Annotated in this window: 13 protein-coding genes and 1 pseudogene; 13 read left to right on the top strand and 1 reads right to left on the bottom strand. The window is 66.7% G+C overall.

Annotated features, from left to right (window positions below; translation table 11 throughout):
- Nucleotides 1-274: 274 nt before the first annotated feature.
- The 13 genes and pseudogenes from LG3211_RS17345 (at nt 275) to LG3211_RS17295 (ending at nt 17,655) form a co-directional block, all read left to right on the top strand.
- A complete protein-coding gene (locus tag LG3211_RS17345; protein ID WP_057943917.1) occupies nt 275-850 on the top strand; it encodes a TetR/AcrR family transcriptional regulator in 576 nt (191 codons plus the stop codon).
- Nucleotides 851-946: 96 nt separating this feature from the next.
- A complete protein-coding gene (locus LG3211_RS17340; protein WP_057943916.1) occupies nt 947-1,234 on the top strand; it encodes an SDR family NAD(P)-dependent oxidoreductase in 288 nt (95 codons plus the stop codon).
- A 24-nt stretch (nt 1,235-1,258) separates the two neighbouring features.
- Nucleotides 1,259-2,260 (top strand): SDR family oxidoreductase, encoded by a 1,002-nt coding sequence (locus LG3211_RS17335; protein WP_057943915.1) that lies wholly within the window; start codon nt 1,259-1,261, stop codon nt 2,258-2,260.
- The gene (locus tag LG3211_RS17330; RefSeq protein WP_057945557.1) at nt 2,257-2,940 is read left to right on the top strand and encodes a Rossmann-fold NAD(P)-binding domain-containing protein; all 684 of its coding nucleotides are present in this window, start codon (nt 2,257-2,259) and stop codon (nt 2,938-2,940) included. Before LG3211_RS17335 ends, LG3211_RS17330 begins: the two co-directional genes overlap by 4 nt.
- Nucleotides 2,941-3,154: 214 nt before the next feature.
- Nucleotides 3,155-3,724 carry a hypothetical protein gene (locus LG3211_RS17325; RefSeq protein WP_148648982.1) on the top strand — a complete coding sequence of 190 codons (570 nt, stop codon included), beginning with the start codon at nt 3,155-3,157 and terminating at the stop codon, nt 3,722-3,724.
- Nucleotides 3,725-4,170: 446 nt separating this feature from the next.
- Nucleotides 4,171-5,493, top strand: a pseudogene (locus tag LG3211_RS17320) (M12 family metallo-peptidase); the annotation flags it as partial.
- Nucleotides 5,479-6,108 carry a PKD domain-containing protein gene (locus tag LG3211_RS27495; RefSeq protein WP_386792931.1) on the top strand — a complete coding sequence of 210 codons (630 nt, stop codon included), beginning with the start codon at nt 5,479-5,481 and terminating at the stop codon, nt 6,106-6,108. The pseudogene LG3211_RS17320 and the gene LG3211_RS27495, both read left to right, overlap by 15 nt.
- A 280-nt stretch (nt 6,109-6,388) precedes the next feature.
- Nucleotides 6,389-8,401, top strand: coding sequence for a proprotein convertase P-domain-containing protein (locus tag LG3211_RS26830; protein WP_057943913.1), 2,013 nt, complete (start codon nt 6,389-6,391; stop codon nt 8,399-8,401).
- A gap of 722 nt (nt 8,402-9,123) precedes the next feature.
- On the top strand, nt 9,124-11,136 hold the full coding sequence (locus LG3211_RS17310; RefSeq protein WP_057943912.1) for a proprotein convertase P-domain-containing protein: 2,013 nt from the start codon (nt 9,124-9,126) through the stop codon (nt 11,134-11,136).
- Nucleotides 11,137-11,444: 308 nt separating this feature from the next.
- Entirely contained in the window at nt 11,445-13,727 is a 2,283-nt protein-coding gene (locus tag LG3211_RS17305; RefSeq protein WP_057943911.1) for a M14 family zinc carboxypeptidase, read from the top strand.
- 196 nt (nt 13,728-13,923) lie between these two features.
- Nucleotides 13,924-14,205, top strand: coding sequence for a hypothetical protein (locus tag LG3211_RS25860; RefSeq protein WP_148648981.1), 282 nt, complete (start codon nt 13,924-13,926; stop codon nt 14,203-14,205).
- Between the two features lie 169 nt (nt 14,206-14,374).
- Nucleotides 14,375-16,036 carry a M20/M25/M40 family metallo-hydrolase gene (locus LG3211_RS17300; RefSeq protein ID WP_148648980.1) on the top strand — a complete coding sequence of 554 codons (1,662 nt, stop codon included), beginning with the start codon at nt 14,375-14,377 and terminating at the stop codon, nt 16,034-16,036.
- A 347-nt stretch (nt 16,037-16,383) separates the two neighbouring features.
- Nucleotides 16,384-17,655 (top strand): M20/M25/M40 family metallo-hydrolase, encoded by a 1,272-nt coding sequence (locus LG3211_RS17295; protein ID WP_148648979.1) that lies wholly within the window; start codon nt 16,384-16,386, stop codon nt 17,653-17,655.
- 252 nt (nt 17,656-17,907) lie between these two features.
- Here LG3211_RS17295 and LG3211_RS17290 read toward each other — a convergent pair whose 3' ends face one another.
- A complete protein-coding gene (locus LG3211_RS17290) occupies nt 17,908-18,576 on the bottom strand; it encodes a hypothetical protein (RefSeq protein WP_148648978.1) in 669 nt (222 codons plus the stop codon).
- Nucleotides 18,577-18,732 lie beyond the last annotated feature (156 nt).

Genomic DNA, 18,732 nt, shown 5'->3' with positions numbered 1-18,732 from the left:
CCAGTCTGGCCGGAGCTATATCGCGACGGGGCGGCACGCCGTCCCGGCCACGCCGATCACAGCGGGACTGCCACGCGATAGCTGCCGTTCGTCGGAGCGTCGGTGCTGGCAGGTCCCTGTTCCAAGTTCTATTTTCCTTAAAAATTAGCGGCTTGCTTGATTGCGGCCGCTTGGCGCGACGACCCGTGCCAGCGCCGGGCCCGTCGAGCTCTTGTAATCGCTGCTGCCGTTATTATGATTGAGCAATCACTCATTAATTGATTCTACCCCGGCCATGGCCCGTCCCCGCAGCGAAGACAAACGCAACGCCATCCTCAGCGCCGCCACCCGCGTGTTCGCCGAGCAGGGCCTGGCGGCGCCGACGGCGAAGATCGCGCGCGAGGCCGGGGTCGCGGAAGGCACCTTGTTCACTTACTTCGCGAACAAGGACGAATTGCTCAATCAGCTGTATCTCGAACTCAAGTACGAGATGCGCGAGGTGATGAGCGAAGGCCTGCGGCGAGTGGACGAAGAGGATCTGCGCGAGCTCGCGCACCGTTTCTGGGTGGCCTATATCGACTGGGGCGTGATGCATCCGCACAAGCGCAAGGTGGTCAGCACCCTGACCTTGTCCGACCGCATCAGCACCGAAAACCGCGTCGCCGGCGCGGCCGCGTTCGCGGTGTTCAACAGCCGCCTGCACAACAGCGTGGAGCAGGGGCTGATCTGCAGTCCGTCGTCGAGCTTCGTCGGCGCGCTGCTCGGCGCCATCGCCGAGGTCACGATGGACTTCGTCGCCCGCGAACCCGAGCGCGCCGCGCATTACCGCGAAGCCGGGTTCGAAGCGTTCTGGAAATCGGTCTCCGCCTGAGGACTCGCCCGCGGCGAATTTTTCCATTCTTTTAATGAGTGCGTAATCAGTCATTTTTTCCTCCCCGCGTCGTATCCATCCTCAAGGAATGCCGTCATGTCGAAAGTCTGGTTGGTCACCGATAGCGCCCGCGGTATGGGCCGCGATATTTCCGCAGCCGTGCTGGCGCGCGACGACCGTTTGTTCGCCGCCGCGCGCGATCCGGCGCAGCTCGACGATCTGCTCGCGCGCTGCGGCGAGCGCGTGCGTGCGTTCGCCCTGGACGTCACCGACGCCGCCGCCGCGCAGGCCGCGGTGGTCGCCGCGATCGATGCTTTCGGCCGCATCGACGTGCAGGTGAACAACGCCGTCCGCGGCCCGAAGCCGCGATTCCCCAACGCCTGATCCATCCGACAAGGAACCCACTGCATGAAACCCTGGACTGTGCGCGAACTCGCGCCGCAACCCGGCCGCCGCGCCGTCATCACCGGCGCCACCGGCGGCATCGGCCTGGAAACCGCGCTGGCTTTGGCCGGCGCCGATTTCGAGGTGACCGTGACCGGCCGCAACGACGACAAGGGCGAGATCGCGCTGCGCCGCATCCGCGATGCGCATCCGCGCGCGCGGGTGCGCTACGAACACCTCGACCTCGCCAGCCTGGCCTCGGTGAAGCAGTTCGCCGAGCGCTATGCCGCGCAGCACGACGGCCTCGACGTGCTGATCAACAACGCCGGCGTGATGACGCCGCCGCAGCGGCAGACCACCGCCGACGGTTTCGAACTGCAGTTCGGCACCAACTATCTGGGCCACTACGCGCTGACCGCGCGGCTGTTGCCGCAGTTGCGCAAGGGCGCCGCGCCGCGCGTGGTCAACGTCAGCAGCCTGGCGCACAAGCTGCTGGCCGATATCCACTTCGACGACCTGCAATGGCAGCGCGGCTACAAACCGTGGCGGGCGTATGCGCAGTCGAAACTGGCGATGCTCAGCTTCGCCCTCGAACTGCAGCGGCGCAGCGATGCCGGCGATTGGGGCTTGATCGGCAACGGCGCCCATCCGGGCTATGCGCGCACCGACCTGATCGCCAACGGGCCCGGCACCGATGCGTGGCACACGCGGCTGGGCGTGCGCTTGCTTCAGCCCTGGACCAGCCACTCCGCCGCCGACGGGGCGATGCCGACGGTCTATGCCGCGGCCGCGCCCCAAGCCAGGCGCGGCGGCTACTACGGCCCCAGCGACATGTTCGAACAGAAAGGCCCGGTGGGCGAAGCCAGGATCGGCGCGCGCGCGCTCGACGAAGCCGTGGCCGCGCGCCTGTGGGACGTTTCGGCCAAGCTCACCGGAGTAAGCTGGCCAAGCACCTTGATCGACACCGCCGCGCCCGCGCGCATCGCGGCCGGCGGCGCGGATTGGAATTCGGAGCGACCGGCATGAAGGTGGTGATCTTCGGCGCGACCGGCATGGTCGGGCAGGGCGTGTTGCGCGAGTGTCTGCTCGCGCCGGACGTCGAGTTGGTGCAGACCGTCGGCCGCACCGCGACCGGCGGCGGCGAGGCCAAGCTGCGCGAAGTGGTGCATGCGAATTTCCTGGACTTCAGCGCGGTGGAAGAACGACTGCGCGGCTTCGACGCGTGTTTCTTCTGCCTGGGCGTGAGTTCGCTGGGCATGAACGAAGCCGACTACACCCGCATCACCTACGACTACACGATGGCGGCCGCGCGCACGCTGGCGAAGTTGAATCCGGGCATGGTCTTCACCTACGTCACCGGCGCCGGCACCGACAGCAGCGAGAAGGGGCGCACGATGTGGGCGCGGGTCAAGGGCCGCACCGAAAACCAGTTGCAGACGCTCGGTTTCAAGGCGACGTATCTGTTCCGGCCCGGCGCGATCCTGCCCTTGCACGGCATCGAACCGAAAGATTCGCGCCTGCGCACGCTGTACCGGTTGACCAGGCCGTTGTGGCGCATGGCGCGCGCGGCCTGGCCGAATCGGGTCGCCAGCACGGAAACCATCGGCCTGGCGATGCTGGGCGTGGTGCGCCGCGGCGCGGCCAAGCCGATCGTCGATCCGCCCGACATCGAGGCGATCGCGCGGCGCGAACGCGGCCAGCGATAAAGCCGGCGCGCAGGCCGCGGGTTCGTGCCCGCCGTGGGCCTCGCGGCCGCGCAGGCGCTCGCGTCGGGCCGCGCCGTAGCGGGACAGCACCCGCGCTATGCAAGAATGAACCGACCTTGCCGCTTTCAGCCCAGGTTCGGTGCCCGCGCGCTTACATCGACCCCGCTGCGCACGCGCATACGTTGCAATCTGTTCCATCCCAGGAGGTGCCCGCATGTCGTCCTCGATCCGCGCACGGTGGCTGCCCGCCACGGCTTTGTTGCTTTCCTTCACAGTGAGCGCCTGCATGGCATCCGGCAGCAATCCTTCCGATCCGAAATCCGCCGGCGCCAAGCCGGCCCCGGCCGCCGCGCCGGCCGCGCCGCAATCGCAACCGGCACAGGCCGAACAGGCGCCGCCGCAGTACGCCCAGCCCGACGACTCGCAGGCCAAGCCGGGCCGCGCCCAGGTCGGCGCGCCGGTCGGCGCCGGGCCGTTCGCCCAGTTCATCGTCAAATACCGCGACGGCACCGCGCCGCTGACGCAGACCGGCGCGGTGCAGCCGCGCCTGGACCGCACCGCGAAGCAGGCCGGGCTGGCCAACAAGAGCGGCCTGAAGCTGACCTGGAAACACCGCATGGGCATCAACGCGGATGTGTTCGCCGTCAGCCCGGCGCTCGACCGCGCCGAAGCCGTGCGGTTGATGGAAACCTTCGCCAACGATCCGGACGTGCAGTTCATCGAGCCCGACAACCACATCTCGCTCGGTCCGATCATTCGCAGCCCCGAGCCGGTCGACAAATAAGGCGCAATATCGATTCGTTGATGCGCGACACAGAAATCGGCGGCCGGTGCGGCGCGGTGGACGACCTCAGGAACCCCGGCGAAAGCCGGGGTTTTTTCGTTGCGGCGCAATAAGACGATTCCTTCGAATTCTATGCATTGCATGGAAGAAAGCGGCACAGCTAAAGCAGATTGCCGATGCATGACAAACATCACGAACGAGGCTGTTCAATCGCCTCCGATGGCATTGCCGCTGCTTGCTTCGAGCCGCTAGCGTCGTGATGCGGGCGAGACGACGACCTCGGCCCGCGAACGGATCTTCGCAAGGGCAGGGCACGCACGCTCATCGGCTCCACTGCGCATCGATGCTTCGATGCGCGGGCGAGTCCGCGTCAGCTCCACCCTCGAGGTTCCGATGAAGTCACCTTTCGGCCGCTTTGCGGCTTTCCACTCTCGGGGGTTTCAATCATGTCCAGCAAGTCTTCCGGCCGCTCGCGCGGTCTGAATGCGGCGCGCGCCGTCGTATTCGCATCGGGTATCGCGGCGTTGCCGGCGTTCGCCGCGCAGCCTTTGTTCATCGGCGAGGCCACGCCCGCGCGCGCCGCCACCGCGTCCGCGCAAGGCGCTTCCGCGTTCGGCCGCGCGCAAGCCCTGGCCGCCGCGCCGGCCACCGCATCGCTGCAACTCAAGCGCGCCAACGCCAGCCTGGTCAGCGCCGACACGCGCGAGATCGAACTGCGCCTGGGCTCGCGCCTGGTCAACGCCGTGCTCGACAGCGCGCGCGACACCGGCCGCGGCAGCACCGTGTGGCTGGGCCATCTGCGCGAGAACGCCAAGGCCGCCAGCCACGACGCGCGCGAAGTGCGCCACGACGAACGCAACTCGGTCGCCCTGGTGCGCCGCGGCAACGGCGTCACCGGCAACGTGCGCGTGGACGGCCACCTGTATCGCATCCGCCCGCTCGCCGACGGCAGCCATGCGGTGATCGAGGTCGATGAAAGCAGGATGCCGCCGGATCACCCGGCCTATTATCGCGATTCGGACCTGCCGCAGATCGACATGCGCGCCGGCACCCGCGCCGCGATCGCCGCGGTCGGCCCGAGCGCGGTCGATCCGGGCGCCACCGCGACCATCCGCGTGCAGGTCGTGGCCACCAACCAGGCCGTCGCCGCGTACGGCGGCGACATGCAGGCGCTGGTCGAGCTGGCCGTGGCCGAGAGCAACCAGGGCTACGCCAATTCCAACGTCGGCATCAAGCTGGAACTGGCCAACTACCGCACCGTCGAATACACCTCGGCCGGCGACGGCCACTTCACCGACGAAGACCGCTTCTCCGATCCCAGCGACGGCTACATGGACGACATCCATGCCAGCCGCGACGCCAACGCCGCCGACGTCAACGTGCTGGTGATCGACGACGGCGGCAACTGCGGGCTGGCGCATTCGATCGGCTCGACCGCGGCCACCGCTTTCGCGACCGTGCATTACGACTGCGCCACCGGCTACTACAGCTTCGCGCACGAAATCGGCCACCTGCTGTCGGCGCGCCACGATCCGGCCGCCGATCCGACCAACACCCCGTACGCCTACGGCCACGGTTATCGCTATGAACCGGCGAGCGGCGCCAAGTGGCGCACGATCATGGCCTACAACTGCACCGGCGGCTGCCCGCGTCTGAACTACTGGTCGAATCCGGACGTGACCTACAACGGCGTGGCGATGGGCACGGCCGACAAGAACCACAACCAGCGCGTGCTGGTGCAGACCAAGGCCGCGATGGCCGCGTTCCGGGGCGCGCCGGGCGGCAACACCGCGCCGGTGGCCAACTTCAGCTCCAGCGCCAGCGGATTGACGGTGAGCTTCACCGACAGCTCCAGCGACAGCGACGGCAGCATCGCCTCGCGCAGTTGGAACTTCGGCGACGGCACCACTTCGACCGCGACCAATCCGAGCAAGACCTACAGCGCGGCCGGCACCTACACCGTCACCCTGACCGTCACCGACAACGGCGGCCTGACCCACACCAAGACCGCCTCGGTCACGGTCAGCGCCGGCGGCGTGCAGACCTACACCAACGGCACCGACGTCAACATTCCGGACAACAACGCCACCGGCGTGTCGAGCAGCATCGCCGTGTCGGGACGTACCGGCAACGCGCCGAGCAATGCGCAGGTCGCGGTGAACATCGTGCATCCGTACAAGGGCGACCTGATCGTCGATCTGGTCGCGCCGGACGGCTCGGTCTACAACATCCACAACCGTACCGGCACCAGCGCCGACAACGTCAGCGGCACGTTCACCATCAATCTGTCGAGCGAAGCGCTCAACGGCACCTGGAAGCTGCGCGCCGCCGATCGCGCCGCGCAGGACATCGGCAAGATCGACACCTGGAGCATCACCTTCTAAGCCGCGTGCGCGCACGCCGTCATTGAAGTTCCAACGCGCTCATAGCGGGCGCGTCGTCACCCGCGTGTCGTCCCGTCGTGCATCGGCGGGCGCGGCGACAGGCGCCGGTCCGGACGCGGACCGTCGCCGCCCCTGCCGTCGCAGCCGGTTCCGCCTCGGGCCGGACTGCGGCGGCGCGGGCCGTCGCCCACGCAGCCCCTGCAAGACCAAGCCGCGCATCGCCGGCAACGCCGATGCGCGGCAAACCATCGCCTGCATTCCCCACTGGACGGAGACAGACATGAAACGATTCACCCTGACCCTGGGCCTGCTCGCCCTGTCGATCGGCACCGCGATCGCCGGCCCGGCGCTGCGCCCGGCCGCGTTCGACAACGCGCGCATTTCCCGCATCGACCGCATCGCCCTGCGCAGCATGCCGGCGGTGGACGTCGCCAAGCTGCGCGCCGAGGACGTACAACGCGCCGCGCGCCGCGAAGTGCCGCGCTTCGCCACCGCGCTGCCGCTGAACATCGACACGCTGACCTCGGGCACCTGGGAAGACCTGGATGCCGACCACGTGGTGTGGCGCACCCGCATCGAATCCAAGAACGCGCTGACGCTGAACTTCCACTTCACCCAGTTCAAGCTGCCGGCCGGCGCGCGCATGTTGATCTATCCGGCCGACCAGACCCCCAGTTCCAGCGCCAACTTCGTGCGCAGCTTCACCTCGGCCGACAACCAGGCCGACGGCCAACTGTGGACGCCGGTGGTGATCGGCGATGAAGCGGTGATCGAAGTGGTGGTGCCGCGGGCCAAGGCCGGCGAACTCAAGCTGCGCCTGGGCGAGGTCAACCACGATTACGTCGGCATCAGCAAGCTCGCGCGCGACGCCGCGCTGGATCAGGCCAAGGGCGTGTCGGGCAGCTGCAACATCGACGTGGTGTGCCCGGAAGGCAACGGCCATCGCGACGTGATCCGCTCGGTCGCGGCGTATTCCAAGCAGGGCACGATGTGGTGCACCGGCTCGCTGGTGAACAACTCCGCCAACGACAAGAAGATGTACTTCCTGACCGCGAACCACTGCGGCATGACCACCGCGGCGATCGCCTCGAGCATGGTCGTGTATTGGAACTACCAGAATTCGACCTGCCGCGCGCCGGGCTCGTCCTCCAGCGGCGCCAACGGCGACGGCTCGCTCGCGCAGTCGCAGACCGGCGCGGTCGTGCGCGCGACCAACGCCGCGTCCGACTTCACCCTGCTGGAACTCAACACCGCCGCCAACCCGGCCTACAACCTGTTCTGGGCCGGCTGGGACCGCCGCGATCAGAACTTCGCCGGCGCCACCGCGATCCATCATCCCAATGTCGCCGAGAAGCGCATCAGCCACTCCACCGTCGCCACCCAGATCAGCGGCTACAACGGCGCCAGCGGCACCACGCACCTGCACGTGTTCTGGCAGGCCAGCGGCGGCGTGACCGAGCCGGGTTCGTCCGGTTCGCCGATCTACAGCCCCGAAAAGCGCGTGCTGGGCCAGTTGCACGGCGGCCCGTCCAGCTGCAGCGCCACCGGCGCCGATCGCAGCGACTACTACGGCCGCGTGTTCACCTCGTGGACCGGCGGCGGCACCGCGGCGACGCGCCTGAGCGACTGGCTCGACGCGGCCGGTACCGGCGCGCAGTTCATCGACGGCCTGGATTCGACCGGCACGCCGCCGGTCAACAATCCGCCGACCGCGAACTTCAGCTCCAGCGCCAGCGGCCTGACGGTGGCCTTCACCGACAGCTCCAGCGACAGCGACGGCAGCATCGCTTCGCGCAGCTGGAACTTCGGCGACGGCACCACTTCGACCGCGACCAGCCCGAGCAAGACCTACACCACCGCCGGCACCTACACCGTCAGCCTGACCGTCACCGACGACGACGGCGCCACCCACACCAAGACCGCGTCGGTCACGGTGGGCGGCAGCACCGGTCCGCAGACCTACAGCAACGAGACCGATGTCGCCATCAGCGACAACGCCACGGTGGAAAGCCCGATCGTGGTGTCGGGCCGCAGCGGCAACGGGGCGAGCAGCACGCCGATCGCGGTCGCCATCGTCCACACCTACAAGGGCGATCTGAAGGTCGACCTGGTCGCGCCGGACGGCACGGTCTACAACCTGCACAACCGCACCGGCGGCAGCGCCGACAACATCAACCAGACCTACACCAAGAACCTGTCGAGCGAAGCCTTGAACGGAACCTGGAAGCTGCGCGTCAACGACAACGCCGGCGGCGATGTCGGCAAGATCGACAAGTGGACCATCACGTTCTGATCCAGGCAGGTCTTCACTTGGATCATCGCATCGCGATGAACGGGTGAGGTTCGATGCGTTGCAAGCAGAACCCCGGCTTCGGCCGGGGTTCTTTTTTTCGTGCTCGCGAAAATGCTTCGAGGCCGTGGCTCCCGCAGACGGCGGGAGAGTTCGATAGCGGGTTGGTGATCGCATCAGCAGCCGTCGGCTGGCGGAAAACAGCATCGGCGGGCGCCGTAAGCAACGGCCCGCGCATCCGCTAGTGCAGCGCAACATGCTGCTGCGAAGCCGTCGAAATCACGGAGGTTTTCCTCGCAACGCCGCGCGCTTCGCCGCGTCTGCTCGCCACCCTACCTGCAAGTTCCCGTCCATCGTGAGCTGCATTGCATTATGAATTCGCGCGATGTCTCAGTTTCAATTTCCTGTTCGATACACCGATTTCAGAAGAAACAAATCTTGCTCGTATGCGTGACGCGATGCACGAATCCGATGTCGATTCGGAGGATTTGCGTCTTGTTGTGCGCGACGCGGCTGCCGCAAAGTCGCGCCGTGGTGCAAATGATTGATCGATCCGCACCACGCGTGGTAGCTGCAAACGCACGCTGAAGGGGAAGCATGCGGCATCGCCTGCATCAAATACTGGAGCATCCAGTTCCCACCGCCTGATCCGACGCCATCGCCATACCAGCACCGGCCCTGCCGGGCGTCGGGCTCATGCCTCTAATCACGGACGGAGAGACTCAATGAAACGCATTTGTGGTTCCTTGTTGTTGCTCGGACTCTCGATCAGCGCCGCACTCGCCGCGCCGGCCTCGCGCCCGGCGGCTTTCGATCATCACAATATTTCCAGCGTGGACAAGATCGCCGTGCGCGCCATGCCCGCGGTCGATGTGGCCAAGCTGAAGGCGGAAGACCTGCTGCGCGACAAGCGCGGCGATATCCCGCGTTTCGCCTTCCCGATCAAGGTCGATATGACCCCGCTCAACTCGGGCGTGTGGGAAGACCTCGATGCCGACAACGTCATCTGGCGTCAGCGCGTGCGTTCGGAAAAAGCGCTGTCGCTGAACTTCGGCTTCACGCAATATCACATGCCGCAGGGCGGCCGTCTGCTGGTGTATCCGGCTACTCAGGCTGCCGCCGGCGACCGCAACCTCATCAGCGAATACACCGCGCGCGACAACAACGCGCAGGGCCAGCTGTGGACGGCGATCGTGCCGGGCCAGGAAGCGGTGATCGAAGTGGTGGTGCCGCGCGCCAAGCTCGGCGAGCTCAAGCTCAAGCTGGGCCAGGTCGGCCACGACTACGTCGGTTTCGGCCCGCTCGCGCGCCGTCTGGCCGCGGCCAGCGGCGAGAAGGGCGTGTCGGGTCAGTGCAACGTGGACGTGGTCTGCCCCGACGGCGACGGCCGTCGCGACATCATCCGTTCGGTCGCGGCCTACTCGAAGAACGGCTCGCTGGCGTGTACCGGTTCGCTGGTCAACAACACCGCCAACGACAAGAAGATGTACTTCCTGACCGCCAATCACTGCGGCATGACCACGGCTTCGACCGCGGCCAGCATCGTGGTGTACTGGAACTATCAGAACTCGACCTGCCGCGCGCCGAACACGCCGGCCAGCGGCGCCAACGGCGACGGCTCGATGAGCCAGAACCAGTCCGGTTCGACGGTCAAGGCGAGCTACGCCGACTCCGATTTCACCCTGCTGGAACTCAACACCGCGGCCAACCCGGCGTTCAATCTGTACTGGGCCGGCTGGGACCGTCGCGATCAGAACTTCTCCAGCGCGATCGCCATCCATCATCCCAACGTCGCCGAGAAGCGCATCAGCCTGTCCACCAGCCCGACTTCGTTCGTGGCCTGGGGCGGCGGCGCCGGCACCACGCACTTGAACGTGCAGTGGCAGCCCACCGGCGGCGTGACCGAGCCCGGTTCTTCCGGTTCGCCGTTGTACAGCCCTGAAAAGCGCGTGATCGGCCAGCTGCACGGCGGTCCGTCCAGCTGCAGCGCCACCGGCACCAACCGCAGCGACCAGTACGGCCGCGTGTTCACCTCGTGGACCGGCGGCGGCACCGCCAGCACCCGTTTGAGCAACTGGCTCGACGCGGGCAACACCGGCGCGCAGTTCATCGACGGTCTGGATTCCGGCGGCGGCACGCCGAACACTCCGCCGGTCGCGAACTTCACCTCGACCACCAGCGGCCTGACCGCGACCTTCACCGACACCTCCACCGACAGCGACGGCACCATCGCCTCGCGCAGCTGGAACTTCGGCGACGGCACGACCTCGACTGCGACCAACCCGACCAAGACCTACAGCGCCGCCGGCACCTACACCGTCACGCTGACCGTCACCGACAACGGCGGCGCCACCCACACCAAGACAGGCTCGGTCACGGTGTCCGGCACTCCGGGTTCGCAGACCTACACGAACGAAACCGACGTCGCCATTACCGACCACGCCACGGTCGAAAGCCCGATCACCGTGTCCGGTCGCAGCGGCAACGGTCTGCCGAGCACGTCGATCCAGGTGACGATCTACCACACCTACAAGAGTGATCTTAAGGTGGACCTGGTGGCTCCGGACGGCACGGTCTACAACCTGCACAACCGCACCGGCGGCAGCGCCGACAACGTCATCGGCACCTACACCAAGGATCTGTCGAGCGAGCCGCTCAACGGCGTGTGGAAGCTGCGCGTCAACGACAATGCGACCATCGATACCGGCCGCATCGACAAGTGGAGCATCACGTTCTGATCCACCGCGTTTGATCGACCGAACGCCGCGGCCCAAAAGGCCGCGGCGTTTTTCCTGGTGCAGCGGCACCGGCGCTGAAGCGACGCGCGTTCGAGGCCGTCACTGCATCGCCCGCATCGTCTGCGCTCGAAAGCGCGATTGCTTCGCGCATCGATCCTTGCCGCGTCGTTCTGCTGCGAACATCACGAAAGCGCCGCGTTCGCGCGCCCAGTGGTGCTTGTCAGTGCTTCGAACTCATCCGCAGCATGGATACCAAGCACGCCCCCCCGCGTCGCTACCCACCGCACCGGTACATGGAGAGTTTCCCAATGCGCTTCCAACACGCCGCGTTGCCGCTGTTGCTGGCTTTGTCCGCCAGCGCCGCGGCCGCCGATGAGCAACCCGTCTTCGTCACCGCCAGGTACGACAATCCCGCGCAACTGCAGCGCATCGCCTCGCGCTTCCAGCATCTCAACGTCGATCGCCGGGCCAAGACCGTACGCGTTGAGGCTCTGCCTGAAGACCTGACCGCGCTGACCCGCGCCGGCTTCAAGTACGAAATCGACCAGGACGCCACCGCCAGGCTCCAGCGCCTGCAAAGCGCGCTGCAAAGTTCCCTGGACGGCGCCAAGAGCATTCCCGGTTTCACCTGCTTCCGCACGGTGGAAGAAACCTATTCCACGATGGACACGCTGGCGGCGACCAAGCCGAACCTGGCGCGCATCACCAACATCGGCCCGACCTGGCAGAAGACCCAGAGCGCCGGCACCGGCTACGACATGCGCGTGCTGCGGCTGAGCAACACCGCCACCGACGCCGCGCTGCCGAACAAGCCCACGCTGGTGCTGTTCGGCTCGATCCACGCGCGCGAATACGCGCCGGCCGAACTGGTCACCCGTTTCGCCGAAGGCCTGGTCAACGGCTACGGCACCGATCCGGAAGCGACCTGGCTGCTCGACAACTTCGCCTTCCAGCTGGTGCTGCAGGCCAATCCCGACGGCCGCAAGAAGGCCGAGGCGGGCGCTTCGTGGCGCAAGAACGTCAACAACAGCAACGGCGGCAACTGCAGCGCCAGCAGCTACGGCACCGATCTCAACCGCAATTTCCCCTATCACTGGAACACCGCCTCGGGCGGTTCCAGCGGCAATCAGTGCGCGGAGACCTATCGCGGCCCGACCGCGGCGTCGGATCCGGAAACCCAGAACCTGATGCGCCTGGTCGCCGGCACCCGCGGCAGCAACGGCGTCTACACCGGCGGCGTCTTCGCCGACCGCCGTCCCGACGACGTCAACACGCCCGCGCCCGAAGACACGCAGGGCGTGTTCATCGATATCCACAGCGCCGCCGACCTGGTGCTGTGGTCGTGGGGCGACACCAGCAATCCCGCGCCGAACATGAGCGGTCTGCGCACGCTCGGCCGGCGCATGGCGTATTTCAACGGCTACTACCCGCAGCAGTCCGATGAGTTGTACGCCACCGACGGCACCACCGACGACACCATGTACGGTCTGCTCGGCGTGCCGGGTTACACGATCGAACTGGGCGGCAGTTTCTTCGAAAGCTGCAGCAGCTTCACCGGCACCACCCTGCCCAACAACCTCAAGACCCTGCGCTATGTCGCGCGCAGCCTGTGGGCGCCGTACACGCTGCCCAGCGGCCCGGACACCACGGTGGTCAACGTGTCCTCGGCCACGGTGCCGGCGGGCACGCCGGTGACGGTCACCGCCAACATCAACGACAGCCTCTTCAGCCAGCGCAACGGCACCGAGCCGGTGCAGAACATCGCCTCGGCGCGCGCGTATCTGGACGCGCCGCCGTGGGCGAGCGGGGCGACGCCGATCGCGCTCAGCGCCAGCGACGGCAGCTTCAACAGCAGCAACGAGAACGTCACCGGCAGCATCTCCACCACCGGCCTCAGCCAGGGCCCGCACACGGTCTACGTGCAGGGCACCGATGCTTCGGGCAAGCCGGGCACGCCGAACGCGGTGCGTTTCACCGTGGGCGGCACCGGCCCGGGCAACAATCCGCCGGTGGCGAATTTCACTTCCAGCGCCAGCGGCCTGAGCGTGAACTTCACCGACACCTCCACCGACAGCGACGGCACCATTGCCTCGCGCAGCTGGAATTTCGGCGACGGCACTACCTCCACCGCGGCCAATCCGTCCAAGACCTACAGCGCGGCGGGCACCTATACCGTCACCTTGACCGTCACCGACGACGACGGCGCCACCAACACCAAGAGCGGTTCGGTCACCGTCGGCACCAGCGGTTCGCAGACCTACACCAACGGCACGGACGTGGCCATCATCGACAACGCCACGGTGGAAAGTTCGATCACCGTGTCCGGCCGCACCGGCAACGGCTCGGCGAGCACGCCGATCCAGGTCACGATCTATCACACCTACAAGAGCGACATCAAAGTCGATCTGGTGGCGCCGGACGGTACGCTCTACAACATCCACGATCGCACCGGCGGCAGCGCCGATAACCTCATCGGCACCTTCAACAAGAATTTGTCCGGCGAGCCGCTCAACGGCGTGTGGAAGCTGCGCGTCAACGACAACGCGAGCAGCGACGTCGGCCGGATCGATACCTGGAGCATCACGTTCTAAGGTCGTTGCGCTTTGGCCGCAGCCGCGGCGGGCGCATGCCGGTCGCGATCGGCTGAGAACGACAACGCGCCCCCGGCTTCGGCCGGGGGCGTTCGTTTTTGAGGGTTGCCGCGATCGCGACGGCATCGCGAGCGCAGGCATGCACAGGCCCTGCGGCTCACGAAGATTCACGCGATGCTATCGAAAACATAAGGCGATGCCGCCGCTTTCCGGTCAACCATGGTGGACTGATCCACGCCGCCATCGCGAAAGCCATCCATCAATCCGCGACGTGCGGCGCATCATCGCAGTGCGCGATGTGCATCGTGTTTCCAGCGCCGAAACCCGGAAAATTCAGGAGTTTTCGCGGGCCGAAGAGGCCGGCCTGCATGCGTGTGCGCACCGTAATCGTTTACTGCGCGGTTGCATGACTCAAGTCACGAACGCGAATGTGCGCTCGCACCGGTTGTGGCTTGTTGATGCGGTAGCGCGCGATTAGGGTCGAACACCGGGCGCCTCGGATCGTTTTCCCCACGCACGTTTCGGCGCCGCTTTCACGCGCAGCTAGTCCTCCGGCGATCGCACCCTGCGATCGTTTTCCCATCACCCCGCGTCCTAGCGCCGATGCCGGAGCATCTGCCGACGACGCCGAACCTGGAGCGCCATTCGTGAATCCGCACCTCGCCTCTACGCCCGTGAAGTTCGTTCCGGCCCTGCTTGCACTCGCCCTGGCCGCCGCCGTATCGCCCGCCCTCGCACAAAGCCATGGCCACGACCATGCACGCCCGGCCGACGCGACCGACGATCCGTTCAAGCCCGTCTACATCGTGACCTCGCGCGCGACCTTCGACGCCGGCGTGCAGACGCTGGCCAAGAGCGCCAGCGGCGTCAGCAACCGTGCCGGCGACAAGCTGGTCATCGCCGAGCTCAAGACCCATCAGCTCACCGACGTCACCCGTCACGTGCACGAGAAGGAAAAGCGCTGCGGCGGCTTCGTCGCCTTCGACAGCCGCGAAGAGGCGGAAGCCTTCGTGCGCAGCGAGCGCAGCGTGGAGGCGATGAACAACACGTTCGCGACCTACACCGTCGATAACCAGGCCACGGTCACCCCGTGGTTGAGCCAGGTCGCCGAGGCCAACATCCGCGGCACCATCAACCATCTGTCCACGCAATATCCGAACCGTTACTACGCCTCCACTCATGGCCGCACTTCGGCGACCTGGATCAAGGACAACTGGCTCTCGCTCGCCAACGGCCGCAGCGACGTCAGCGCCGAGCTCTACACCGGCTGCACCAACTGCTCGACCCAACCGTCGGCGATCCTGACCATCCAGGGCAGCGAACTGCCGAACGAAGTGGTCGTGCTGGGCGCGCATCTTGACTCGATCTCCAGCAGCGGCAGCGGCGATGCGATGAACGCACCGGGCGCCGACGACGACGCGTCGGGCATCGCGACCTTGACCGAAGTGGTGCGGGTGGCCCTGGCCAGCGGCTACAAGCCCAAGCGCACGATCAAGTTCATGGGCTATGCGGCGGAAGAGGTGGGCCTGCGCGGTTCCAATGCGATCGCCAACGATTTCAAGAACCGCGGCGTCAACGTGGTCGGCGTGTTGCAGCTGGACATGACCAACTACCGCACCACCGGCCCGAACCCGGTGCGTCTGGTCACCGACTACTCCAACTCGGCGCTGCAACAGTTCCTGCGCGATCTGCACTCGACCTACCTCGGCGGCACCCTGGGCACCTACACCTGCGGCTATGGTTGTTCCGATCACGCGTCGTGGACCTCGGCGGGCTTCCCGGCGGCGATCTACTTCGAAGGCGGCACCTCCAGCGGCGGCTATTCGCCGTATATCCATTCGCCGTCGGACACGATGGCGAACATGAGCAACTCGGCGGCCAACAGCGTGCCGTTCGCCAAGCTCGGCCTGGCCTTCCTCGGCGAGCTGGGCAAGACCGCCGGCACCGGCCCGGGACCGGGTCCGGGCACCCAGACCTACAGCAACGGCACCGACGTTGCGATCAACGACAACGCCACGGTGGACAGCCCGATCACGGTGTCCGGCCGCACCGGCAACGCGCCGACCAGCGCCAGCGTTTCGGTCAGCATCATCCACACCTACAAGGGCGATCTGAAGGTCGATCTGGTCGCGCCGGACGGTTCGCTCTACAACATCCACAACCGCACCGGCGGCAGCGCCGACAACGTCAGCGGCACCTTCACCTTCAACTTGTCCAGCGAGCCGCTCAACGGCGTGTGGAAGCTGCGGGTCAACGACAACGCCAACAACGACGTCGGCCGTATCGACACCTGGAGCATCACCTTCTGATCGCGCGGCGGGTCGCGTCTGTCGCGGTCCGCCGGCGTGTTCAGCACTTGGCGAACACCTTCGCGACCCCGGCCCTGTGCCGGGGTTTTTCTTGCGGGCCGGCAAGACGGTTGCTGGCGCGCAGCCCATGCCGCGGCGGCGATGTTCGATTAGGACTCGTCTGATTTTCCACCGCCCACGACAGCCATCACGCGTGCGCCGCGCCGTGCGGTGAATTTCCGGCCGCGCGCCCCGGCGCGCGCTTTTAGCCTGTATCCGCCGACACCGATGCGCCCGCTCGCTCAGGTGCCGCGTCCAAGCCGCGGGCAGTCGCCTGCGCGCGAACCCATTTTGGAAGGAGTCCGGCCGTGCAACGTACTGTCTTGTTGTCCCTTTCCCTGGCATCGCTGGCGGCATGCGCATCGGCGTTCGCTCCGGCCTTTGCGCAAAGCGCCGCCGGGCAGCCCGATCCGTTCAAGCCGGTGTACGTAGTGACTTCGCGCCAGACCCACGACGCGGGTTTGAGCACGCTTGCCCGCAACGCCACGGCCCGTATCGGCGTCACTGGCGCGCCGCTGATGGTGTCGGAGCTCAAAGCGCATGAGCTCACCGACCTGTCGCGCCATGTGCACGAGAAAGAGCGGCGTTGCGGCGGCTATTTCGCGTTCGACACCCGCGCCGAAGCCGAGGCGTTCATGCGCAACGACCGCAGCGTGCAGGCGATGAACATCGCCTTCGCCGACTATGCGATCGACAACCAGGCCACGGTCGCGCCATGGCTGAGCCAGGTCAAGGAAGCCAACATCCTCGCCAGCATCAAGGCGATGTCCACCAATTGGCCTAATCGCTACGCGGGGTCCAGCTACGGGCGCAAGGCTGCGCTCTGGGTCCGCGATCGCTGGGCCGAACTCGGCGCCGGCCGCAGCGACGTCAGCACCGAATTGTTCACCGCTTGCAGCAACTGCGGCCAGCAGCCGTCGGTGATCCTGACCATCCGCGGCAATGAGCGGCCCGACGAAGTGGTGGTGCTCGGCGCACACCTGGATTCGATCTCCAACAGCGGCAGCGGCGAGTTCATGCGCGCGCCCGGCGCCGACGACGACGCCTCCGGCATCGCGACCCTGACCGAAGTGCTGCGTATCGCCCTGTCCAGCGGTTACAAGCCGCAGCGCACCATCAAGGTGATGGGCTATGCGGCGGAAGAGGTCGGCCTGCGCGGTTCCAACGCGATCGCCAATGATTTCAAGAGCCGCGGCGTCAATGTGGTCGGCGTGTTGCAGCTGGATATGACCAACTACCGCACCGCCACCGCGCCGGACGTGCGCGTGATCAGCGATTATTCCAACGCCAACCTGCAGAAATTGCTGCGGGATCTGTTCTCGACCTACCTCGGCGGCAGCATGCGTCTTGGCGATTACACCTGTTCTTACGGTTGCTCCGACCATGCCTCGTGGACCAGCGCGGGCTATCCGGCGGCGATGTATTTCGAGGGCGGCAACGCCAGCGGCCAGTACCTGCAACAGGTCCACACCGCTAACGACACCTTGGCGACGGTGGGTCAGAGCGCCACAGCGAGCGTGCCGTTCGCCAAGCTGGGCCTGGCGTTCCTGGGCGAGGTCGGCAAAACATCCGCCAACTGAGTCGCGCCGCTCGTCCCACCCCGACCCGGATGAGTTACGAGAAAAACGCACGCCGCGCCATGCGCGCGGCGTGCGTTTGTTATCGGCGGTGGCCAGGCGTGGACATTGGATCGCGGACGCGCGTGCCCGCGAAATTGGCCCGCCAGCAATGCGCATGCGGTGCATGGCGCTGCGATCGGGCGAGGCAGCCGCGCGAGGCCGCGCAGCTGGTTCGGATCGGCCGACCAGGCTCAGCCGGCGAGGAGGGTTAGCTCAGCGCGTGCAGCTTTCGTTCGGCTCCAGCGCGGCGCGCTTGGCGATGCGCCAGTTGGTGACATTACCCAGCGCGTCGGTTTCGAACGTCAGCTGCGTGTCCTTGCCGTCGGGCGGGGCGACCTGCAGGAAGGCGGCGCCTTCGAAGCTGGGGTTGGGCACTTGCTTGACCTTGCCGGCGTAGGCCTGGTTGATCTCGTCGATGCTCATGCCGATGTGGCCGCCGCCGGGCGCCAGCGCCTTCGGGTCGTACACATCGATGCCGGCCAGGCCGTCGCTGCCCATCAGGAAGCCGTACTGGTGGGTGATCGCGCCGCGCACCGGATACAGCAGGTAGCACTTGGCGTCGGGACGCTGGCTGTTGTTGTCTTTCATCTCGCCGCCCCAGGCGCCGCGGATGGTCGGCGCGTCGCTGCCGAACTTGGCGCTGACGGTGCCGGCCTCGGTGGTGCCGTTGAAGCCGTCGTAGCCGATGGCGTCGTTGCGCAGCACGCGCTCGGGCGGTTCGAGCGGATTGGGCGCGGCGGCGACGGGCTGGCGGGCGGGCGCCTTGCCGGTGTCGGTCTGCGCCGCGGGGGCGGACTGGGCGGGTTCGGCTGGCTTCTGGCAGGCGGCCAGCGTGCACAAGGCCAGGGCAGACACCGTCAGGGCCGGTACGAATCGACGCATGAAGATCACCGCAACAGTAGGACAAGCCCCTGATGCTAATCGATCGGGCGCCGCAGCAAAGGCGAATTGCCCAATCGATGTGCCACCCAATGCGCGACCGCGTCGGCGAACCGGCGCACGGCCTGCAAGCCGTGCGCGGCGACACATCGTGGTTTG

Origin of the sequence: Lysobacter gummosus (assembly GCF_001442805.1) — a bacterium.
Lineage (GTDB): Bacteria > Pseudomonadota > Gammaproteobacteria > Xanthomonadales > Xanthomonadaceae > Lysobacter > Lysobacter gummosus.
Note: the sequence above shows the minus strand (reverse complement) of the source record. Positions and strands in the feature narration are given on the sequence as shown.

Bases quoted from the DNA above. Each gene is read 5' to 3' on its own strand.
- LG3211_RS26830 (WP_057943913.1), top strand. From the start codon at position 6,389: ATGAAACGATTCACCCTGACCCTGGGCCTGCTCGCCCTGTCGATCGGC.
- LG3211_RS27495 (WP_386792931.1), top strand. From the start codon at position 5,479: ATGGCCGCGTTCCGGGGCGCGCCGGGCGGCAACACCGCGCCGGTGGCC.
- LG3211_RS17290 (WP_148648978.1), bottom strand. From the start codon at position 18,576: ATGCGTCGATTCGTACCGGCCCTGACGGTGTCTGCCCTGGCCTTGTGC.
- LG3211_RS17330 (WP_057945557.1), top strand. From the start codon at position 2,257: ATGAAGGTGGTGATCTTCGGCGCGACCGGCATGGTCGGGCAGGGCGTG.
- LG3211_RS17310 (WP_057943912.1), top strand. From the start codon at position 9,124: ATGAAACGCATTTGTGGTTCCTTGTTGTTGCTCGGACTCTCGATCAGC.
- LG3211_RS17305 (WP_057943911.1), top strand. From the start codon at position 11,445: ATGCGCTTCCAACACGCCGCGTTGCCGCTGTTGCTGGCTTTGTCCGCC.
- LG3211_RS17345 (WP_057943917.1), top strand. From the start codon at position 275: ATGGCCCGTCCCCGCAGCGAAGACAAACGCAACGCCATCCTCAGCGCC.
- LG3211_RS25860 (WP_148648981.1), top strand. From the start codon at position 13,924: ATGCCGCCGCTTTCCGGTCAACCATGGTGGACTGATCCACGCCGCCAT.
- LG3211_RS17325 (WP_148648982.1), top strand. From the start codon at position 3,155: ATGTCGTCCTCGATCCGCGCACGGTGGCTGCCCGCCACGGCTTTGTTG.
- LG3211_RS17340 (WP_057943916.1), top strand. From the start codon at position 947: ATGTCGAAAGTCTGGTTGGTCACCGATAGCGCCCGCGGTATGGGCCGC.
- LG3211_RS17335 (WP_057943915.1), top strand. From the start codon at position 1,259: ATGAAACCCTGGACTGTGCGCGAACTCGCGCCGCAACCCGGCCGCCGC.